Consider the following 19537-nt stretch of genomic DNA (forward strand, 5'->3'; position numbering starts at 1 on the left):
GTTCGGGACCGTGAGGTCGCAGGTTCAAATCCTGTCACCCCGACCACAGTGAACAACAGGTGTGCGGATGCACACCTGTTGTTCACTTTCGGCCGACGGCCGCGCGTCCCGAGACGGAGGGCCGGCGGGGCGACCACAGGGCCGAGAGACGTGCAAACGCACGTCTTTTTTCTTTGCCCGTCGTGCCTGACGCCTGTGGTCTACCTATACGACCGGCGCATACCCTCATGACCACTTGCACTCCGCCCGGTGCGCCGGCAGGCAGGAATCCGGCCTGCGCTCAGGCAATAGTTTACGCTGTAAAGTAACCCCGCAGACCGGCCGGAGGTATCCGTCATGAATGCCGACCACGGTGTGATGGCGCTCGTCCGTTACCGCAACTACATGCTCTACTGGCTGGGCTTCCTCATCTCCAACGCCGGCGCGTGGATTCAGTCGGTGGCGCAGGGCTGGCTGGTCTACGACATCTCGGACAGCGCCGCCTGGTTGGGAACGGTGGGGTTCGTCCGGGCGTTCCCGCTCATCTTCCTGTCCCTGCTGGGCGGCACGGTGGCCGACCGCTTTCCCAAGCGGCGCATCCTGTACATCACCCAGTCGGTGCAGCTGCTGAGCGCCCTGATGCTGGGCACGCTCACGCTGCTGGGCCGCATCCAGGTCTGGCACGTGGTGCTGCTCTCAGCCGTCTCTGCTGCAGCCCAGGCGTTCGACCAGCCGGCCCGCCACGCCCTGGTGCCCCATCTGGTACCCCGATCGCTCCTGCACTCCGCCATCTCCTTCAACTCGATCGCCTTCAACGGCGCCGCCCTCTTCGGGCCGTCGCTCACGGGCGTGCTGGTTCCCCTCATCGACTTCGCCGGTTGCTTCTACGTGAACGCGGCCAGCTTCGTCGCCGTGTTCATCGCCCTGGCCCTCATGGACTTCCCGCCGCAGGAGGCTGCGGAGCGGAAGCAGTCGATGCTGCAGGACCTGGGGGAAGGGCTCTCGTTCATCCGGCACAGCCCGATCATCCTCGCCCTCATCTCGATGGCGGCTGTCACCTCCTTCTTCGCCCGGCCCTACCAGCAGTTCATCACCGTCTTCGCCAGGGACGTGGTGCACGGCGACGTCGGCGTCGCCGGGCTCATGCAGGCGGCGCCGGCGCTGGGCACGGTCACCTTCATGCTGATCATCGCCTCGGCCACCGACATCCGTTGGAAGGGGAAGCTGCTCCTGGGTTCGGGAATCCTGTTCTCGCTGGGCCTCGTCGCCTTCAGCTGGACAACCAACCTCTACCTCTCGCTGGCGCTGCTGGTGCTGGTCGGCGGCTGCGCGATGACCTGGCAGACGACCCTGAACACCCTGCTGCAGACCAACGTGGACGACCACATGCGCGGGCGGGTCATGAGCGCCTACACCATGACCGCGCTGGCCATGATGCCCCTGGGGCAGGGGCCGATCGGACTCGCCATCGACTACCTGGGCCCGTCCCTCGCTATCACCCTCGGGGCGCTGATCTCGCTGGGGTGGATCATCTACATGGGGCTGGTGCGCGTGCGGGAGGTGCGGGCGCTGCCGTAGGGGCTACGCGGCACCCACCCGGTCCCGCCCGGGTGGGCTGCAGGCCCCAGCGGGGCGCGGGCGGTGCCGCCGCCACGGCCCCGGATTGGTGGACGGTACCGCACCGCCGGCAGAGGCGCTGCCCGTACTGGCGGCGGTGCCGCGGCAGCACGCGCTGACTTAGCAGGAACAGGATGGTGCTGTGCAGCGGCAGGAAGGTCTGCCTCCCTCCGGGAATATGCATTTATGAATATCCCGCGAAGGAGGCTGAAGCTGGATGGCTGTCGTACCGTTCCGGAATGAGCCGCTGACCGACTTCTCCATTCCCGCGAACCGGGACGCCTTCCGCCAGGCGCTGGAACTGGTCCAGAGCCGTTTCGGCCGGGAGTACCCGATCATCATCGGCGGAGAGCGGATCATGACGAAGGACCGCATCGTCTCCACCAACCCCGCCAAGCCCGACGAGGTGGTGGGTTACGTCGCCAGGGCCGACCGGGAGCTGGCCGACAGGGCCATGGCCACGGCGCTGGCCGCCTTCGAGGAGTGGAGCCAGGTCGACCCCAAGGCCCGGGCGCGCATCCTCCTCAAGGCCGCCGCCATCATGCGCCGCCGGAAGCACGAGTTCTCGGCCACCATGGTGGTGGAGATCGGCAAGAACTGGGCGGAGGCCGACGCCGACACAGCGGAAGCCATCGACTTTCTCGAATACTACGCGCGCGAGATGTACCGGCTCTCCGAGCCGCAGCCGCTCACCCGCATCCCGGGCGAGGACAACGAACTCTACTACATCCCCCTGGGCGTGGGGCTGGTCATCCCGCCCTGGAACTTCCCCTGCGCCATCCTGGTGGGCATGACCTCCTCGTCCATCGTAGCCGGCAACACCGTCATCCTGAAGCCCGCCTCCATCACCCCGGTGGTCGCGGCGCTCTTCGTCGAGGTGATGGAGGAGGCCGGCCTGCCGCCCGGCGTGCTCAACTTCCTGCCCGGCCCAGGCGGCGAGGTGGGCGACTACCTGGTGGGCCATCCGCAGACCCGGTTCATCACCTTCACCGGCTCCAAGGAGGTGGGCCTGCGCATCAACGAACGGGCGGCCCAGACCGCGCCCGGACAGAAGTGGATCAAGCGGGTCATTGCAGAGATGGGCGGCAAGGACGCCATCGTCGTCGATCAGGAGGCCGACCTGGAGGAGGCGGCCGCCGGCATCGTGACCTCGGCCTTCGGCTTCCAGGGGCAGAAGTGCTCGGCCTGTTCCCGGGCGATCGTCCACCAGGACGTCTACGAGCCCCTCCTCGACCTGGTGGTGGAGAAGACCCGCGCCCTGCTCCAGGGCGACCCGCGGAACCCGGCGGTCCACCAGGGACCCGTGGCCGACCGGGCGGCCTTCGAGTCGATCCTGCGCTACATCGAGATCGGCAAGGGCGAGGGGCGCCTGGTGCTGGGCGGCGGTGCGTCGCCGCTGGCGAAGGAGACGGGCGGTTACTTCATCGAGCCGACCATCTTCGCGGACGTCGATTCCCGGGCCCGCATCGCCCAGGAGGAGATCTTCGGGCCGGTGCTGGCCTTCATCAAGGCGAAGGATTTCAAGGATGCCATCCGCATCGCCAACGATACCGAGTTCGGCCTCACCGGGTCGGTCTACTCCCGCAACCGGGCCAACCTGGAGTATGCCCGCCACCACTTCCACGTGGGCAACCTCTACTTCAACCGCAAGTCCACCGGTGCGCTGGTGGGCGTGCACCCCTTCGGCGGGTTCAACATGAGCGGAACCGACTCGAAGACCGGCGGCCACGACTACCTGCTCCTGCTGACGCAGGCGAAGGCGGTGAGCGAGAAGCTGTAGGCAGGCGCCGGGTGTGCCGCAGCTGAGGGAAAACGAACAAGCAAGGGCCGGTCCCGCCGCCACGGCGGGGCCGCCCTTTTTCCGGCCGCTCTGGTCTTCTCGGAGGTGCCGGACTCCCGAGTTCTGCTGTGCCCGCGGCGCGACGAAATCCTGGCTCACGTCCCGCCGGGGGTTGGAATGAGTTTCGAACGCCGGCTCGTCCACCGTGATGCGCCTCCTCTTTCCCCCGGATGCCAGGTTGGGTATGCTTGTCACTGTCAGGCTGTTGCCAGGAGGGGTTCGCCTTGGAAATCCGCTGGACGAAGCTGCCGTTCCCCGCACACAACGAGGCCGAGTACCGGAAAGGGCTGAACGACTGGCTGGGGCACGTCTTCTACGACCTGCTGCCTGAGCACGGCTTTGAGGTGCGCGAGGAGCAGATCTACACTGCCTTCCGCATCGCCCGCGCCCTCACCGAGGGGTCCACGCTGCTGGCCGAGGCCGGCCCCGGCACGGGCAAGACCTTCGCCTATCTGCTTCCTGCCGTCTGCCACGCCCGGTTCCGGGGGGCGCCGGTGGTGGTGGCCAGCGCGTCCAGCATACTGAAGGCGCAGCTCACCGGGCCCCAGGGCGACATCCAGACCCTCTCCCGCGTCCTGGGCCTGGACATCGACGTGCGGGTGGCCGGCGACCCGGCGGACTACATCTGTGAACTGAAAGTGGAGCGAGCCGACCTCGACCTGGTCGACGAGCCGGAGGGCTGGCGCGACCTGGTCGACTGGGCCCGGCGCACCGCCACGGGGGCGCGCTCGGAGGTCCCGTGGGTGGACGATGCCCTCTGGGAGCTGGTGAACTGGGATCCGTCGCTCACCTGCGACACCTGCCCGCGGCGGGGCCACTGCCTGATGATGGCCGCCCGGCGCCGCCACCGGGAGGCGCTCGACCTGGTGGTCTGTGACCACCGGCTCTTCGCCCAGGACCTTCTCACCCGGACCGAACTGCTGGAGGGCGGCCTCCTGCCGGTGCTGCCCACCTATTCGGCCGTGATCTTCGACGAGGGGCACTACCTGCCCGAGACGTGGCAGCGGGTCCAGGGCTGGTCCCTGAGCGGCGAGCGGCTGCGCCGCACCCTGCGGCGGCTGGACGCCTGGCAGGCCCGGGAAGGGATGGCCTGGCGGCTGGAAGCGGCGCGGGCGGCCGCGGACAACTTCCTGCGCGGGCTGGACGTCCACACCCGCCCAGGCGAGGGCAAGCGGGACGTGGACCGCTCCGACCTCCTGCTGCGGGCCGCCGCCCGGCTCGACCGGGCCCTGGACGACCTGCAGACCGAGCTGGTCACCGAGGAGGCCATGAGCGAGGGGCAGGACGCCGAGAGCGAGCTGAACGCCTACCAGGCCCGCCTCGACGAGATCCGGGCGTTGCTGAGGCTCTTCCGCCGGCTGGACTCGGTGGTCTGGCGGGAGGGGGACGAGCTCTGGGTGATCCCCCAGCGGGCGAAGCCGCTCTTCGGCGGCCCGCACCTGAAGCCCGGCACGCCGGTGGTCTTCTCCTCGGCCACGCTGGAGCCGGCCTACCAGGCCCGGGTCCTCGGGCTGCAGCGGTTCGAGCAGATGCAGGTGGGCGTGCCCTTCGACCTGGCCCGGCAGGCCCTGATCTACCTGCCGCCGCAGGAAGGCGAGGCTGCCGGCCCGGAGCAGGGCGAACCCCCGGCGGAGGACGGCGAGGACCGGCTCGTGGCCGAGGCGGTGCGGGTCCTGCACGCCACCGGCGGGCGGGCCCTGATCCTCCTCCGGTCGATGGCCGAAGTCGCCCGCTGGCGGCGGGCCCTGGCGGCCTACGACCTGCCCTGGCCGGTGCTCTACGAGGGCGAGGGCGACCGCGGGGCGCAGCTCATGCGGTTCCGTACGGACGTGAACTCGGTGCTGGTGGGGGCCCACTTCTGGGAGGGGGTGGACGTGCCCGGCGAGGCGCTCTCCTGCGTGATCATCCCCCACCTGCCCTTCCCGGAGCACGACCCGCTCATCCGGGAGCGGCGGGCCCAGGCGCAGGCGGCCGGGGCCGACCCCTTCGAGGCGGTGGACCTGCCGGAGATGCTGATCAAGCTGAAGCAGGGTATCGGCCGGCTCATCCGCACCACCCAGGACCGGGGCGTCATCGCCCTGCTAGACCTCTCCTTCGTGGGTTCGGACTTCGAAGACGCCGTGGAGGCGGCCTGCCCGGAGGGCGCCCGGCGGGTGTCGGACCTGGCCGAGGTGACGGCGTTCTTGGCAACGAGGGGTGAGTCGTGACGGGCGTTCCGCCTATGGCTGACCTGTCCGCGCCTTCCACTCCCGAATCTTCCTCGCCGCGGTGGTCTGGTGAATCCCCAGCGCCCGACCCACCTTCACGGAGCTGCCGAACCGCCGGTACGCCTCCCCTACCAGTTCCAGCTCCAGCGCCGCCACGGCCTCTTTGAGCGGTACGACCTCCCGCACCTGCACCGGCGAACCGCCGGGGGACGGCAGGGGCAGGTGCTCGGGCCGGATCTCCCGCTCATCCAGCGTGACCACCAGCCGCTCGACCAGGTTCTCAAGCTCCCGCACGTTCCCTGGCCAGATGTGAGCCATGAGGCGCGCCATCGCCTCCGGCGTCAGGGTGCGCTCCACCCCGTACCGGGCGCAGAACTTGTCCAGGAAGGCCCGGGCCAGGACGGGGATGTCCTCGGGCCGCTCCCGCAGGGGCGGGATCCGGATCGGCACCACGTTGAGCCGGTAGTAGAGATCGGCCCGGAAGCGGCCCTCGGCCACCATGCTCTCCAGGTCGCGGTGCGTGGCGGCGATGATGCGGATGTCCACCGTGGTGGGGGTCACCGCCCCGAGCCGGATGATGCGCCGCTCCTGGATGACGTGCAGCAGCTTGACCTGCAGCTCCAGGGGCACGTCGCCGATCTCATCAATGAAGAGCGTTCCGCCGTGGGCCTGCTCAATCAGCCCCGGCTTGCCTTCGCGCCGCGCACCCGTGAACGAGCCCGGGGAGTAGCCGAATAGCTCGGACTCCAGCAGGCTCGCGGGCAGGGCGGCGCAGTCGATCCGGACGAACGGTCGGCTGCGGCGCGGGCTCAGCCGGTGGATTTCGGCCGCCAGCACCCCCTTGCCGACTCCCGACTCCCCCAGGAGCAGGATCGTGGAGTCCACCGGCGCCACCCGCCGGACCAGGTCCATCACCCGCTGCATGGCGGGCGACGAGCCGATGACCTTGGTGCGCCCGACCTGCCCGGCCCGCAGCCCGGCCAGCTCGTGGTGGTACCGCTCCCGGTCCTGGGCCATGCGCTCCACCTGCCGCTGGAGCCGGTCCAGCTCCGTGATGTCCCGCGCCGTGGCCAGCACCCAGCCCTCCGGCAGCGGCTCGGCCGTCAGGGCCAGGCGTCGGCCGGCCCGCTCCTGGATCAGCGCCTGCCGCTCCCGGGTCTCCAGGCAGCGGCGGAGGACCGGAGGGAGCCAGGTGCCGGCGGCCTCGAGGTCGACTGGCCGGCGGCCCAGCAAGTCGTCCTGGCGGGCGCCCAGCAGCTGGGCCATGGCGCCGTTCACCAGCCCGATCCGCCCGTCCGGCGCGACGGCGAGGACGCCTTCGAGCAGCCCGTCCAGCAGGGCGGCGACGATCCCTTCCTCCAGCGGCGCCATGCACACCCCTCCCCAACAGCAACATAAGTCATAATTCTCTGGAATGCAAACTATTCCTGCTTATAGCCCCAAGCGCGGCGGCTTAGCCCCCGAGTCGCCAGTGCGGCGCGGCTTCCGGGACCATCGCCGCCCGCCCGGGCGCCGGCCGGGGTAAGCACGCGCGCTTAGGCTCCGCGCCCGATCGGCGCATCGGTTGTGTGCCTCCCTGATAGGTTCAGGGAGGCACAAGCCTTTTTCGGGGGGCGTTGTCGGGAGCCGCGGGGGCGTTTCTCCGCCCTGGGGCGGCGGGGCGGCCCGGTCTGGCACGCCCCTTGCATGAGAAAGCCGGCGGGGAAGGGGGAGTGCGATGCAGATCGAGCTTGACCGGCCCCACTGGCAGCCGGCCATCGAGCGCATGGGGCGCGCCGACCTGGCGCGGCTTCAGGCGGAGCGGCTCCGCACGCAGGTTGCGCGGGCCCTGGCGTCGCCGTTCTACCGGCGGCTCTGGCAGGGCGTCGGGCCCGTCGACCCTGCGGACTTCCGCACGCCGGCGGACGTGGTCCGGCTGCCCTTCCTGTACAAGTCGGACCTGGTGGACGCGCAGCTCCGGGAGCCGCCGCTGGGCGACCTGCCGATGAGCCCGGCGGAGGTGCGCCGGGAGGTCTACCCGGTGCACGTGGTCGGGGGCTCGCTCTACACCGTCTACGGCGAGCAGGACCTGGCCCGCACCGCCGAGATCGGCGCCCGCATCATGTGGGGGATCGGGCTCCGGCCGGGGGAGCTGATCCACAACGCCTTCGGGTACGGCCTCTTCGCCGGGGGCATCTCCTGGCACCGGGCTGCCCGGGCGATGGGCGCGGCCATCATCCCCATCGGTACCGACTCGGTCAAGCGGCAGGTGGAGATGCTCTTCAACTTTCGGCCCGTGATGTTCATCGGGGCACCGTCTCACGCCGTCTACCTGGCCGAGCGCATCCAGGAGCGGGGCCTGTCGCCCCGGGACATCGGGCTGCGCTACGGACTCTTCGGCGGCGAGCCCGGCGCGGGCGAGCCGCTCACCCGCCGGCGGCTGGAGCGGCTGTACGGCTGCCCGGCCTTCGACTTCTACGGCATCACCGAGGTCGGTCCGCTGCTGGCCGGGGAGTGCCGGTTTCAGACAGGGCTCCACTGGGCGGAGGATCACGTGCTGGTGGAGGTCATCAACCCGGCGACGCTGGCCCCGTGCGCCGAGGGGGAGACGGGCGTGCTGGTACTCACCGACCTCACCCGGGAGGATATGCCGCTCATCCGGTACTGGACCGGCGACATGGCCACGCTGGTCCGCGAGCCCTGCGGCTGTGGCCGTACTCTCGCCCGGTCGCCCGGCGGGGTGCGGGGCCGCCTGGACGAGCTGGTGATGATCCGCGGGGCCAAGTTCTACCCGGTGCAGGTGGAGCGCGTGCTCTCCGGTTACGGCAGCCTTGCGGACCAGTACCGGATCGTGCTGGAGCGGGACCCGGTCACCTGGCTGGACCGCTGCAGGGTAGAGGTGGAGGCGGCCCCCGGGGAGCTACCCTCGCCGGCCCTGGCGGAGCGCATCGGCCAGCGGCTTTCCGACGAGCTGGGCGTGGAGTTCGCCGTGCAGATCCTCCCCTACGGCTCGCTGGAGCGGTCGCCGCGCCGGGCGCGGATCGTCGACCGGCGCGCAGAGGCAGGAGGATTGTGAGGCGACCGGGTCCCGGGAAGCCGGGTTGTGAGGCGGGGAACCGCTGCGGCGCCGGGACCGGCCCATGGCGGGAGTCAGAGCAGAGGAGGTGGCAGAGGGTGAGCGAGGTGCATTTAGCTGTCGAGAACGTCGCCATCGGTTTCGGCGGGGTGAAGGCCCTGGACGGGGTCTCGCTGGCCGTGCGCAAGGGCTCCATCACCAGCATCATCGGCCCGAACGGGGCGGGGAAGACCAGCCTGATCAACTGCATCTCGGGGCGCTACATCCCGCAGCAGGGGCGGATTCTGTTCGAGGGGCGCGACATCACCCGGATGCCGCCGGCCCGGCGGGCGGAGCTGCGCATCGCCCGCACGTTCCAGAACATCGCCCTGTTCAAGCACATGACCGTGCTGGAGAACCTGATGGTCGGCCGCCACGCCCTCATGCGGTCGGGGTTGCTCGCCTGCGGGCTGTGGTGGGGCCCGGCCCGGCGGGAGGAGATCGAGCACCGGAAGGCGGTGGAGGAGATCATCGACTTCCTGGAGATCGCCCACGTCCGGCGCAAGCCGGTGGGGATGCTTCCCTACGGCCTGCAGAAGCGGGTGGAACTGGGCAGGGCCCTGGCGCTGGAGCCCCGGCTGCTGCTCCTGGACGAGCCGATGGCCGGCATGAACGCCGAGGAGAAGGAGGACATGGTCCGCTTCATCCTCGACATCAACCAGGAGCGAGGCGTTACCTGCGTGCTCATCGAGCACGACATGGGCGTGGTGATGGACATCTCCGACTGGGTCGTGGTGCTCGACTTCGGCCGCAAGATCGGCGAGGGGACGCCGGACGAGGTGCGGCGGAACCCGGACGTGATCCGGGCCTACCTGGGCGACAAGGACCTGGCGGCGGTGTAAGGGGGGTGGTGTGGTGAGCGCAGAGCAGCTGGACACCTTGCCGAAGCGGCTGCAGGCGATGGCCCGGAAGTACGGCCGCAGCCGGGTCGCCTTGCGGGAGAAGGAGTACGGGATCTGGCAGGAGTACACGTGGCAGGACTATCTGGACCACGTGCGCGACTTCTGCCTGGGCCTGGTCGCCCTGGGCTTCCGGCGGGGCGACAAGATCGCCATCGTGGGGGACAACCGGCCGGAGTGGGTCGTCGCCGAGCTGGCCGCACAGTCGGCCGGCGGCACGTCGGTGGGCATCTACCAGGACTCGCTGGCCCGGGAGATGGCGTACGTCATCGACCACTCGGACGCGGTGATCGTCGTCGTGGAGGACCAGGAGCAGGTGGACAAGGTCCTGGAGGTGCGGGACCTGATCCCCAAGGTGCGCCACCTGGTCTACTACGACCCCAAGGGGCTCCGGACGTACACCGACCCGTGGCTGCTCTACTTCCCGAAAGTGATGGAGCTCGGCCGGGAGTACGGCCGACAGCACCCGGGCCTGTTCGAGGAGATGGTTGCCGCGGGGAACGGAGAGGACACCGCGATCATCTGCTACACCTCGGGCACCACGGGCCACCCCAAGGGGGCGATGCTCAGCCACCGGAACCTGCTGGCGATGGGCGACACGATCCAGACGGTGGACCCGCTGACCCCGGATGACGACTTCCTCTCGTTCCTGCCCCTGGCCTGGATCGGCGAGCAGATGACCGCCCTGGCCATGCACCTCTCCGTCGGCTTCACGGTGAACTTCCCCGAGGAGCCGGACACGGTGCAGGAGAACATGCGGGAGATCGGCCCGCACGTGATGTTCTCCCCGCCCCGCATCTGGGAGGACATGGTCACCCGGGTGCAGGTGCGCATCCAGGACGCCGGCCGGCTGAAGCGGAAGCTGTGGGAGTTCTTCCTCCCGGTGGGGCTCCGGGTAGCCGACGCCCGCTTCGCCCACCGGCCGGTCCCGCTGAAGGACCGCCTCCTCTACGCCCTGGGCGAGCTGCTGGTCTTCAGCGCCGTCAAGGACCACCTGGGTCTCGCCCGGCTGAAGCGGGCCTACACCGGCGGCGCCGCCCTGGGCCCCGACGTCTTCCGGTTCTACCACGCCCTGGGCGTGAACCTGAAGCAGATCTACGGCCAGACGGAGATCGTGGGCATCGCCGTGCTGCACCGGGACGACGACATCCGCTTCCACACGGTGGGCACGCCGCTGCCCGGCGGCGAGATGGCCATCTCGCCGGAGGGGGAGATCCTGCTCAAGAGCCGGGCGGTCTTCCAGGGCTACTACAAGATGCCGGAGGAGAGCGCGCGGGCCCTGGCCGGCGGGTGGCTGCACACCGGCGATGCCGGGTACATCGAGGAGGAATCGGGCCACCTGGTGGTGATCGACCGGCTCAAGGACGTGATGCGGCTCAGCACCGGCGAGATCTTCTCGCCCAACTTCATCGAGAACAAGCTGAAGTTCTCCCCCTACATCAAGGAAGCGGTCGCGGTGGGCGACGGCCGCACCCACGTGGTGGCGATGGTCAACATCGACCTGCAGTCGGTGGGTCACTGGGCCGAGGGGCGGGGAATCGCCTACACCACCTACCAGGACCTGTCCCAGAAGGGCCCGGTGCTGGACCTGATCGCCGGCGAGATCGAGCGGGTGAACGCCGAGTTGCCCGAGGCGGCCCGCATCCGGTCGTTCGTGATCCTGCACAAAGAGCTGGACGCTGACGACGAGGAACTGACCCGCACCCGGAAGCTGCGGCGGGGGTACGTCTACCAGAAGTACGCCCCGGTGATCGAGGGGCTCTACGCGGGGGCGGAGGAGATCCCGGTGCAGAGCCGGGTGCGCTACCGGGACGGCCGGGAGACGGTCATCGAGACGGTGCTCGCGGTGCGCCGGCTCCTGCCCGTGCCGGACCAGCCCCGGGGCAGCCAGCAGCCCGAGTCGCGGGCGGCCGGAGGAGGTGCCATGGGATGAGCGGCGGCTTCGGTTTCTTCCTGAACCTGTTGGTAAACGGCATCGTCGTCGGGGCGCTCTACGCCCTGGTGGCGCTGGGCTTCGTGCTCATCTACAAGGCCAGCGGGGTGCTCAACCTGGCCCAGGGCGAGCTGGTGCTGCTCGGGGCCTACATCGGGCTCACGTTCACCACCGAGCTCCAGATCCCGTTTGCGCTGGCACTCCTGCTCACGATCGTGGTCAGCGCGCTGGTGGGGGTGGCCATCGAGCGGGCGGTGCTTAGGCCCTTCATCGGCGAGCCGCCGATCTCGATCATCATGGTTACGATGGGGCTCTCGTTTCTCATCAAGGCTGTGATCCACGCGATCTGGGGCACCGACATGCGCTCCTTCCAGGGGCTGTTCCGCAGCCAGCCCATCGTCATCGGGCCGGTGGCCATCTCGGAGGTCTTCCTCTGGGGCCTGGTGGCGGCCCTGATCCTGCTCATCCTGCTCAACGCCTTCTTCAAGTACAGCATGCTGGGCATCGCCATGCGGGCGACGGCGGATGACGAGCAGGCGGCGCTCTCCATGGGGATCTCGGTGAAGCGGGTGCTGGCCGCCACGTGGGCGGTGGCGGCGATGGTGGCCGCGGTGGGCGGCATCTTCCTGGGCAACATCGCCGGCGTCAACCCCCTGCTCACCTCGTACGGGCTCAAGGTGCTGCCGGTGGCGATCCTCGGGGGGCTGGACTCCATCCCCGGCGCGATCCTCGGCGGGTTCATCATCGGCATCCTGGAGGCCCTGACGGGCGGCTACCTGGACCAGTACCTGACGGGCATCAAGGAAGTGGTGCCGTTCGTGGTCATGATCCTGATCCTGCTGATCAAGCCTTACGGCCTGTTCGGCAAGGAGATTATCGAAAGGGTGTAGTCCCGTGCTGAAGCTGTTGCGCTACCCCTTCGCCCTGGAGTGCGGGGTGTACGTCACCACCTACGAGCAGGATCACGCCCTGCACCAGACGCCGCTCGCCGTGGCCCGCGGCTGGCTGATTGTCGCCCTGCTCTACGTCATCCCGCTGCTGCTGTCCAACTACCACCTCTCCATCCTCAACATGGTGGCGATTTACACCATCGCCGCCTTGGGGCTCAACCTGCTCACCGGCGTGACGGGCCAGATCTCGGTGGGCCACGGCGCCTTCACCGGGATGGGCGCCTTCACGGTGGGCTACCTGATGAAGCAGGGGCTCCCGTTCTGGGTGGCGATGCCGCTGGCCGGCCTCGCGGCCGCCGCGGTCGGCGCCTTTTTCGGGTTGCCATCCGCCCGGCTGAAGGGGCTGTACCTCGCCATCGCCTCCCTGGCGGCGCAGGTGATCCTCACGTTCTTCTTCACCCGGGCTGACTGGTTCACCGGCGGCATCCATTCCATGTCGGTCAGGAGGCCCAGCTTCTTCGGCTACACCCTCTCCGGCGAGCTCAGCTACTTCTACCTGGCGCTCACGGTCGCGCTCATCCTGGGGCTCTTTGCCCAGAACCTGCTGCGCACCCGCATGGGCCGGGCGTTCATGGCCGTGCGGGACCGGGACCTGGCGGCCGAGGTGATGGGGATCGACCTGTTCCGGACGAAGGTGACGGCCTTTGCGCTGTCGGCCTTCTACGCCGGCATCGCGGGGGCGATCTGGGCGCCTTACGTGATGATTATCTCGCCGGAGCAGTTCGAGTTTCACCTCTCCATCGAGCTGCTGGCCATGATCATCATCGGCGGCATGGGCTCGGTGATGGGCTCGGTCTACGGCGCCGCCTTCATGACGGTGATGCCGATCGTGGTGCGGGAGCTGGCGATGATGCTGGAGCCGGTGTTCCCGTCCATCGGCACGAAGCTGCTCCTCATCCGCGACGCGGCCTTCGGCGCGGCGATCGTGCTCTTCCTGGTGTTCGAGCCCGAGGGGCTGGCGAAGCTCTGGCGGAACATCAAGGACTACTTCCGGCTCTGGCCCTTCGGGTATCAGCGGTGAGCGGTGGGAAGCAGACCCCGGGTGACGGGGAGCGGAGTTCAGACTCGGCCCCGCGCCGTGGGGGGCGCGGGGCCGTGGTGGGAGACCGCCGGCGGATCGCGCCGGACTAGAGCAAAGGAGGCAGGGGAAGGATGCGGAGGAACAAGCGGATTCTGGCCTTCGTGGGGGCGCTTCTGATTCTGGCGCTGCTGGCCGGCTGTGGCAGCCGGGGCTCCGGCGACGGCGGTGGTGGCGGCCCGGCCGGCGGCGGGGGCGGCTCCGGCGGGCAGGCGGCCCTGCCGCCGATCAAGGTCGGCGGCATCTTCGACATCACCGGTGCGACCGGCGACGTCGGCGCACCCCACGCCGAAGGCGCACGGGCGTGGTTTGACTACCTCAACAACGAACTCGGCGGCGTGAACGGCCGGAAGGTGGAGTTGATCTGGGGCGACTACGCCTACCAGGTGCCCAAGGCCGTGGAACTGTACAAGAAGTACGTGAACGAGGACAAGGTGGTCGCCATCCTCGGCTGGGGCACCGGCGACACCGAGGCGATGAAGGAGCTCATCGCGCAGGACAAGATCCCGTACCTTTCGGGTTCGTTCGCCGAGAGCCTGACGGACCCGTCGGTCACCCCGTACAACTTCATCGTCTCTTCCACCTACTCCCAGCAGGCCCGGGTGCTGCTGGACTGGATCAAGGAGCGGAAGCCTGACGCGAAGGTCGGCATCATCTACCACGACTCGCCCTTCGGCCAGGCGCCCGTGGCGGACGCCAGGGCCTACGCCCAGCAGATCGGCCTGACCTGGGTGGGCGAGCTGGCCCTGCCCGGCGGTGCGGCGGATGCCGTGACCCAGGTGCTGGACCTCCACAACAAGGGCGTGGAGTTCATCATGATCCAGAACGTGGTGAAGGGCACCACGCAGGTGCTGAAGGCCGTCCAGCAGCAGGGCCTGAGCGACAAGATCCAGGTGGTGGGCATGACCTACTCGGTGGACGAGACGCTGCTCACCGCAGCCGGTGACGCGGCGGAGGGCTTCGTCGGCACCCCCGCCTTCGTCTTCCCGTACGACGAGGGCCCCGGCATCGACGAGGCCGTGGCCTACGCCGAGAAGATCGGCCTGAAGCGGGAGGACCTGACGCAGAAGTGGCTGCAGGGCTGGGTCTTCGGCCGCATCCTGACCGAGGCGATCCGCCGGGCGGGCGACAACGTCACCGGCGAGACCCTGAAGGCGGCCTTTGAGACCTTCAACGAGGTCGACCTGGGCGGCATCGGGGCGCCGCTGACGTTTACGCCCACCGACCACCGGGGCACTGGTAAGGCCCGCATCTACCAGGTGCAGAACGGCCGCTTCGTGGCGATCACGGACTTCGTGGAGCCCAAGGAGAAGTAGTGTGGGGTGGTCCGGTGCTCGTTCTGAATAACGTCGAGGTGATGTACGAGCGCGTGATCCTGGTGCTCAAGGGCATGTCGCTGCAGGTGCCGGAGGGGAAGGTGGTGGCGCTCCTGGGGGCCAACGGCGCCGGCAAGACGACCACCCTGAAGGCCATCTCCGGCCTGCTGAAGTCGGAGAACGGCGAGGTCACCGACGGCACCATCGAGTTCATGGGCGAGCGGATCACCAACCTGGAGGCGGCGGAGATCGTGCGGAAGGGCATCTTCCAGGTGATGGAGGGCCGGCACGTCTTCGAGCACCTCACGGTGGAGGAGAACCTGCTCGCCGGGAGCTACACCCGCACCGACCGGCGGAACGTGCGCAGCGACCTGGAGATGGTCTACCACTACTTCCCCAAGCTGGTGAGCCGGCGGCGGCAGAAGGCCGGCTACCTCTCGGGCGGCGAGCAGCAGATGGTGGCCATCGGGCGGGCCCTGATGGCCAGGCCGAAAGTGGTGCTGCTGGACGAGCCGTCGCTGGGGCTCGCCCCCCGCCTGGTGCGGGAGATCTTTGACATCATCAAGCGGCTGAACGAGGAGATGAAGACCACGTTCCTGGTCGTGGAGCAGAACGCCATGGTGGCCCTCTCCATTGCCCACTACGGCTACGTGATGGAGAACGGCCGGATCGTGCTGGAGGGGCCGGTGGAGACGCTGCTGGGCAACGAGGACGTGAAGGAGTTCTACCTGGGCCTCAGCGACGTGGGACGGAAGAGCTACCGGGAGGCGAAGGCCTACAAACGCAGGAAACGGTGGTTGGCATGAACGGTATGGCAACGGGGGGCGGCGCGGGCGGGCTGAGCTGCTGGGTGCCGCCCGGCGGAGAAGAGCGGCTGCGGAGGGTGCTGGCGGCGGCCCGCGCGGCGAGCACGTTCTGGCGAGAGCGGCTGAACGCCGCGGGCCTCGGGGCGGACGGGGACGTCGGCGCCGGGTTGATCGAGGGCGACCCGTGGCAGGCCCTGCCCGTGCTCCGGAAGGACTCGCTGGGCGACGTGCAGGCGGAAGTCCCGCCCTTCGGCGGGCTCCTGGGCGTTCCGGTGGAGCAGCTCGCCCGCATCTTCGTGAGCCCCGGCGACGTGTACGACCCGCAGGGCGCGGGGCCGGACTACTGGCGGTTCAGCCGGGCGCTCGCGGCCGCCGGATTCCGGCAGGGTGACCGGGTGCTCAACTGCTTCAGCTACCACCTGACCCCCGCGGGGTTCATGTTCGACGCGGCCGCCCGGGCCCTGGGGTGCGTGGTGGTGCCCGCCGGCGTGGGGCAGCAGGAACTGCAGATCCGCGTGGCGAGGGCGGTGGGGGCCGTCGGCTACGCCGGCCTGCCGTCGTACCTGCTGGCCCTGCTGGAGCGGGCCGCGTCCGCGGAGACGCCCCTGCCCATCCGCAGGGCGGTGGTGACCGGCGAGCCCCTGCCCCCGACCCTGCGGGAGCGGATCGCCGGCCACGGCGTGGACGTCTACCAGGCATACGGCACGGCCGATGTCGGCCTGATCGGCTACGAGTGCGGGCACGGCGCCGGGATGCACCTGGACGACGGCGTCATCGTGGAGATCTGCGACCCCGACGGCCGGCCGGTGCCCGTGGGCGAGGTGGGGGAGGTGGTTGTGACCCTCCTCGAGGAGACCTATCCGCTCCTGCGGTTCGGTACAGGGGACCTGAGCGCCCTGCTGGCGGAGCCCTGCCCGTGCGGCCGCCCGTCGCCGCGGCTGAAGGGCTGGCTGGGGCGGGCCGGCGAGGTCACCAAGGTGCGGGGAATCTTCCTCTACCCCCGGCAGCTGGAGGCGGCGATGGCGGGGCTGGCCGGCGTGGAGCGCTGGCGTGCGGTGGTGGAGCGGGATGCGGACCACCGGGACGTGCTCCGCATCGAGTTCGCCGGTCCGTCGGACCCGCAGGCCGTGCGGGACGCCGTGCAGGCGGCGGTCCGGCTGAACCCGGAGGTGGTGGCCGTGCCCGCCGGATCCCTGCCCGCGGAGGGCCCGCGTTTCCAGGACAGGCGCCGCTGGGACTGAACGTGCGACGCCCCCGGGGCTGACCCGGGGGCGGTTTTCAACCCGTCTCGCCCCGTGTGCAGGAACTTGCAGGCAAAGCCCGAATCCAGAGGAAATTGCAACCGCCAAAGGGGGAGCAGCGAATGGATAAACAGACGATGCGGATCGCAATCCTGGGGCTGGGCACCGTGGGGAGCGGGGTGGTGCGGCTGCTCAGGGAGAGCCGGGAGATGCTGCACCTGAAGACGGGCCTCAACCTCGAGCTGGCCAAGGTTCTGGTGCGCGACCTTTCCAAGCCGCGCCCTGGGTTCGAGGACCTTCCGCTCACCGACGACGTGAACGAGATCCTGGACGACCCCTCCATCCGGATCGTGGTGGAGCTGATGGGCGGCATCGAGCCGGCCCGAACCTACCTGGTCGAGGCCCTGAAGCGCGGGAAGACCATCGTCACCGCCAACAAGGACGTGATGGCGGACTACGACAAGGACCTGTACGACGCCGGCGAGATCGGGGACGCCGAAATCTACTTCGAGGCGTCGGTGGGCGGCGGCATCCCCATCATCCGGCCGCTGAAGGAGTCGCTGGCGGCCAACCGGATGGAACTGGTGATGGGCATCGTCAACGGCACCACCAACTACATCCTGACCCAGATGAGCCAGTACGGGAAGAGCTACGAGGAGGCCCTGCGCGAGGCCCAGGAGCTGGGCTATGCGGAGCCCGACCCCACGAATGACGTGCAGGGGTACGACGCCGCCCGCAAACTGGCGATCCTCTGCACCATCTGCTTCCTCTCCCGGGTGAAGCCGGGCATGGTCTACACCGAGGGCATCACCCGCATCACGCCGCGGGACATCGAGTACGGCCGCCGCTTCGGCTGGGTGCTGAAGCTCCTGGCCATCGGCAAGGAAGTGGACGGGCAGATCGAGGCGCGCGTCCACCCCGCCTTCATCCCGCACGACCACCCCATGGCCAACGTGTCGGGTTCGCTGAACGCCGTCTACACCGTGGGCTACCCGGTGGGCGAGTCCATGTTCTTCGGCCGGGGCGCCGGGGCCGGGCCGACGGCTTCGGCGGTGGTCTCCGACCTGATCGCTGCCGCCCTCTCGAAGCGAACCCCCGGGCGGCGGGCGGGCGACGCCAGCACGGTCTACTTCGAGAAGCCCGTCCTTCCCATTGCCGAGACCAAGAGCCGCTACTACATCCGCCTGCACGCGGCCGATCAGCCGGGCAGCCTGGCCCGCATCGCCGAGCGGTTCGGGGCGCACCAGGTCTCACTGGCCCAGGTGGTGCAGGGCTCGGGCGGCCCCGACGCCCCCGACGGCCGTGGCGCGGCCGAACTGGTGCTGGTCACCCACACGGTCCGGGACGCCAACCTGCAGGCGGTGGTCCGCGACCTCCGGGAGATGCCGGAGACGGTGATCAGCGTCGACAACGTGATTCGCGTCGAGGGCTAGGCCGACGCGGCTGCCCCCGGGCGGGTCTGAGCCGGGCCCTTCCCGGGAGCCGTTGCGGCGAGAGCGCTGTGCAAGGCAGAGGAGGCGATCCGCGTGTCGACCGTTCTCATCAGCCGGCCTGGGCGGGGCCGGCGGCCGCTCTGGCCGCGGGTGGTGCTGGGGGTCCTGGCAGTGCTCGTGGCCCTGGCCGTCGTCCGCACCGTCACCATCCGGCCGCTGCCCGACCGGCCCTACACCGCACGCCGGCCGGTGGTCCTCGCGCACCAGGGCGCCTCGGGGCACGCGCCCTCCAACACCATGGAAGCGTTCCGGCTGGCGCTGGAGCAGGGCGCCGACATCCTGGAGCTGGACGTGCACATGACCCGCGACGGCGTGGTGGTGGTCAGCCACGACGAGACCATCGACCGCATGAGCAACGGCTCGGGGCGGATCAAGGAGATGACCCTGGCCGAGCTGCGCCAGTATGACTTCGGCTACAACTTCACGCCCGACGGCGGCCAGACGTACCCCTACCGGGGCAAGGGCGTCACCATCCCGACGCTGGAGGAGGTCTTCCGGGCCTTCCCCGACGTGCCCGTGAACATCGAGATCAAGCAGGCCGATCCGCCCATGGAGCGGCAGGTCTGGGAGCTGATCCAGCGGTACGGGGCAGAGGACCGGGTGCTGGTCGCCTCCTTTGACGGTGCGGTCGCCCGCCGCTGGCGGGAGGTGGCGGGCACCCGCGTGGCCACCTCGGCGCCGGTCACCCACATGTACCTGGTGGCGGCGCTCTACCTGTCCCACCTCGAGCGGCTCTACGCCCCGGCGTACGACGCCTTCCAGCTGCCGGTCTCGGGGAAGGCCGGCCCCATCACCGTGCGGGTCGACACACCTCGCTTCCTGGCCATGGCCGAGCGGGTGAACGTGGCCGTGCACTACTGGACGGTCAACGACGAGGAGGAGATGCGCCGTCTCTACGCCATGGGCGCCCACGGCATCATCACCGACTACCCCGACCGGGCGGTGAAGGTGCTGAAGGAGCTCGGGCTGCGCTGAGTACGCTGAAGTCCCATCCTGAGGCGGTCAAGTGCCCCCTAACCGGGACGCGAAGGGCGGTGCCTTCTGGCGCCGCCCCTACGCGATGCTGTTGTTCGTCGCCTTTGTG

14 protein-coding genes are annotated in these 19537 nt (G+C 69.4%); 13 read left to right on the top strand and 1 reads right to left on the bottom strand.

Annotated elements, in window-relative coordinates:
* Positions 1–336: 336 nt before the first annotated feature.
* The 3 genes from AB2385_RS13115 to AB2385_RS13125 all read left to right on the top strand — a co-directional run bounded on the left by AB2385_RS13115 (position 337) and on the right by AB2385_RS13125 (position 5643).
* Positions 337–1557, top strand: a complete 1221-nt coding sequence (locus AB2385_RS13115; RefSeq protein ID WP_367655464.1) for an MFS transporter — start codon at positions 337–339, stop codon at positions 1555–1557.
* A gap of 256 nt (positions 1558–1813) precedes the next feature.
* Complete coding sequence (gene pruA / locus AB2385_RS13120; RefSeq protein ID WP_367655465.1) at positions 1814–3376, top strand: L-glutamate gamma-semialdehyde dehydrogenase; 1563 nt, start codon at positions 1814–1816, stop codon at positions 3374–3376.
* 284 nt (positions 3377–3660) lie between these two features.
* Positions 3661–5643, top strand: a complete 1983-nt coding sequence (locus tag AB2385_RS13125; protein ID WP_367655466.1) for an ATP-dependent DNA helicase — start codon at positions 3661–3663, stop codon at positions 5641–5643.
* Positions 5644–5655: 12 nt separating this feature from the next.
* Here AB2385_RS13125 and AB2385_RS13130 read toward each other — a convergent pair whose 3' ends face one another.
* Entirely contained in the window at positions 5656–7014 is a 1359-nt protein-coding gene (locus tag AB2385_RS13130) for a sigma-54 interaction domain-containing protein (RefSeq protein WP_367655467.1), read from the bottom strand.
* Positions 7015–7360: 346 nt separating this feature from the next.
* On the opposite strand from AB2385_RS13130, the gene AB2385_RS13135 reads away from it, so the two are divergent.
* The 10 genes from AB2385_RS13135 (at position 7361) to AB2385_RS13180 (ending at position 19428) form a co-directional block, all read left to right on the top strand.
* The gene (locus tag AB2385_RS13135) at positions 7361–8698 is read left to right on the top strand and encodes a phenylacetate--CoA ligase family protein (RefSeq protein ID WP_367655468.1); all 1338 of its coding nucleotides are present in this window, start codon (positions 7361–7363) and stop codon (positions 8696–8698) included.
* 98 nt (positions 8699–8796) lie between these two features.
* Positions 8797–9579, top strand: a complete 783-nt coding sequence (locus AB2385_RS13140) for an ABC transporter ATP-binding protein (protein WP_367655469.1) — start codon at positions 8797–8799, stop codon at positions 9577–9579.
* Between the two features lie 13 nt (positions 9580–9592).
* Entirely contained in the window at positions 9593–11569 is a 1977-nt protein-coding gene (locus AB2385_RS13145; protein WP_367655470.1) for an AMP-binding protein, read from the top strand.
* Positions 11566–12459 (top strand): branched-chain amino acid ABC transporter permease, encoded by an 894-nt coding sequence (locus AB2385_RS13150; protein ID WP_367655471.1) that lies wholly within the window; start codon positions 11566–11568, stop codon positions 12457–12459. The genes AB2385_RS13145 and AB2385_RS13150 overlap by 4 nt, the downstream gene beginning before the upstream one ends.
* 4 nt (positions 12460–12463) lie before the next feature.
* Positions 12464–13540, top strand: a complete 1077-nt coding sequence (locus tag AB2385_RS13155) for a branched-chain amino acid ABC transporter permease (RefSeq protein ID WP_367655472.1) — start codon at positions 12464–12466, stop codon at positions 13538–13540.
* Between the two features lie 131 nt (positions 13541–13671).
* Positions 13672–14913 (top strand): ABC transporter substrate-binding protein, encoded by a 1242-nt coding sequence (locus tag AB2385_RS13160; protein ID WP_367655474.1) that lies wholly within the window; start codon positions 13672–13674, stop codon positions 14911–14913.
* Between the two features lie 14 nt (positions 14914–14927).
* Complete coding sequence (locus tag AB2385_RS13165; protein WP_367655475.1) at positions 14928–15719, top strand: ABC transporter ATP-binding protein; 792 nt, start codon at positions 14928–14930, stop codon at positions 15717–15719.
* A complete protein-coding gene (locus AB2385_RS13170; protein ID WP_367655476.1) occupies positions 15716–16960 on the top strand; it encodes a phenylacetate--CoA ligase family protein in 1245 nt (414 codons plus the stop codon). Before AB2385_RS13165 ends, AB2385_RS13170 begins: the two co-directional genes overlap by 4 nt.
* Before the next feature lie 122 nt (positions 16961–17082).
* A complete protein-coding gene (locus AB2385_RS13175; RefSeq protein WP_367655477.1) occupies positions 17083–18393 on the top strand; it encodes a homoserine dehydrogenase in 1311 nt (436 codons plus the stop codon).
* Between the two features lie 93 nt (positions 18394–18486).
* Positions 18487–19428 (top strand): glycerophosphodiester phosphodiesterase, encoded by a 942-nt coding sequence (locus AB2385_RS13180; protein ID WP_367655478.1) that lies wholly within the window; start codon positions 18487–18489, stop codon positions 19426–19428.
* The last annotated feature ends 109 nt before the right edge of the window (positions 19429–19537 follow it).

Source organism: Symbiobacterium sp., assembly GCF_040797425.1.
GTDB lineage: Bacteria > Bacillota > Sulfobacillia > Symbiobacteriales > Symbiobacteriaceae > Symbiobacterium.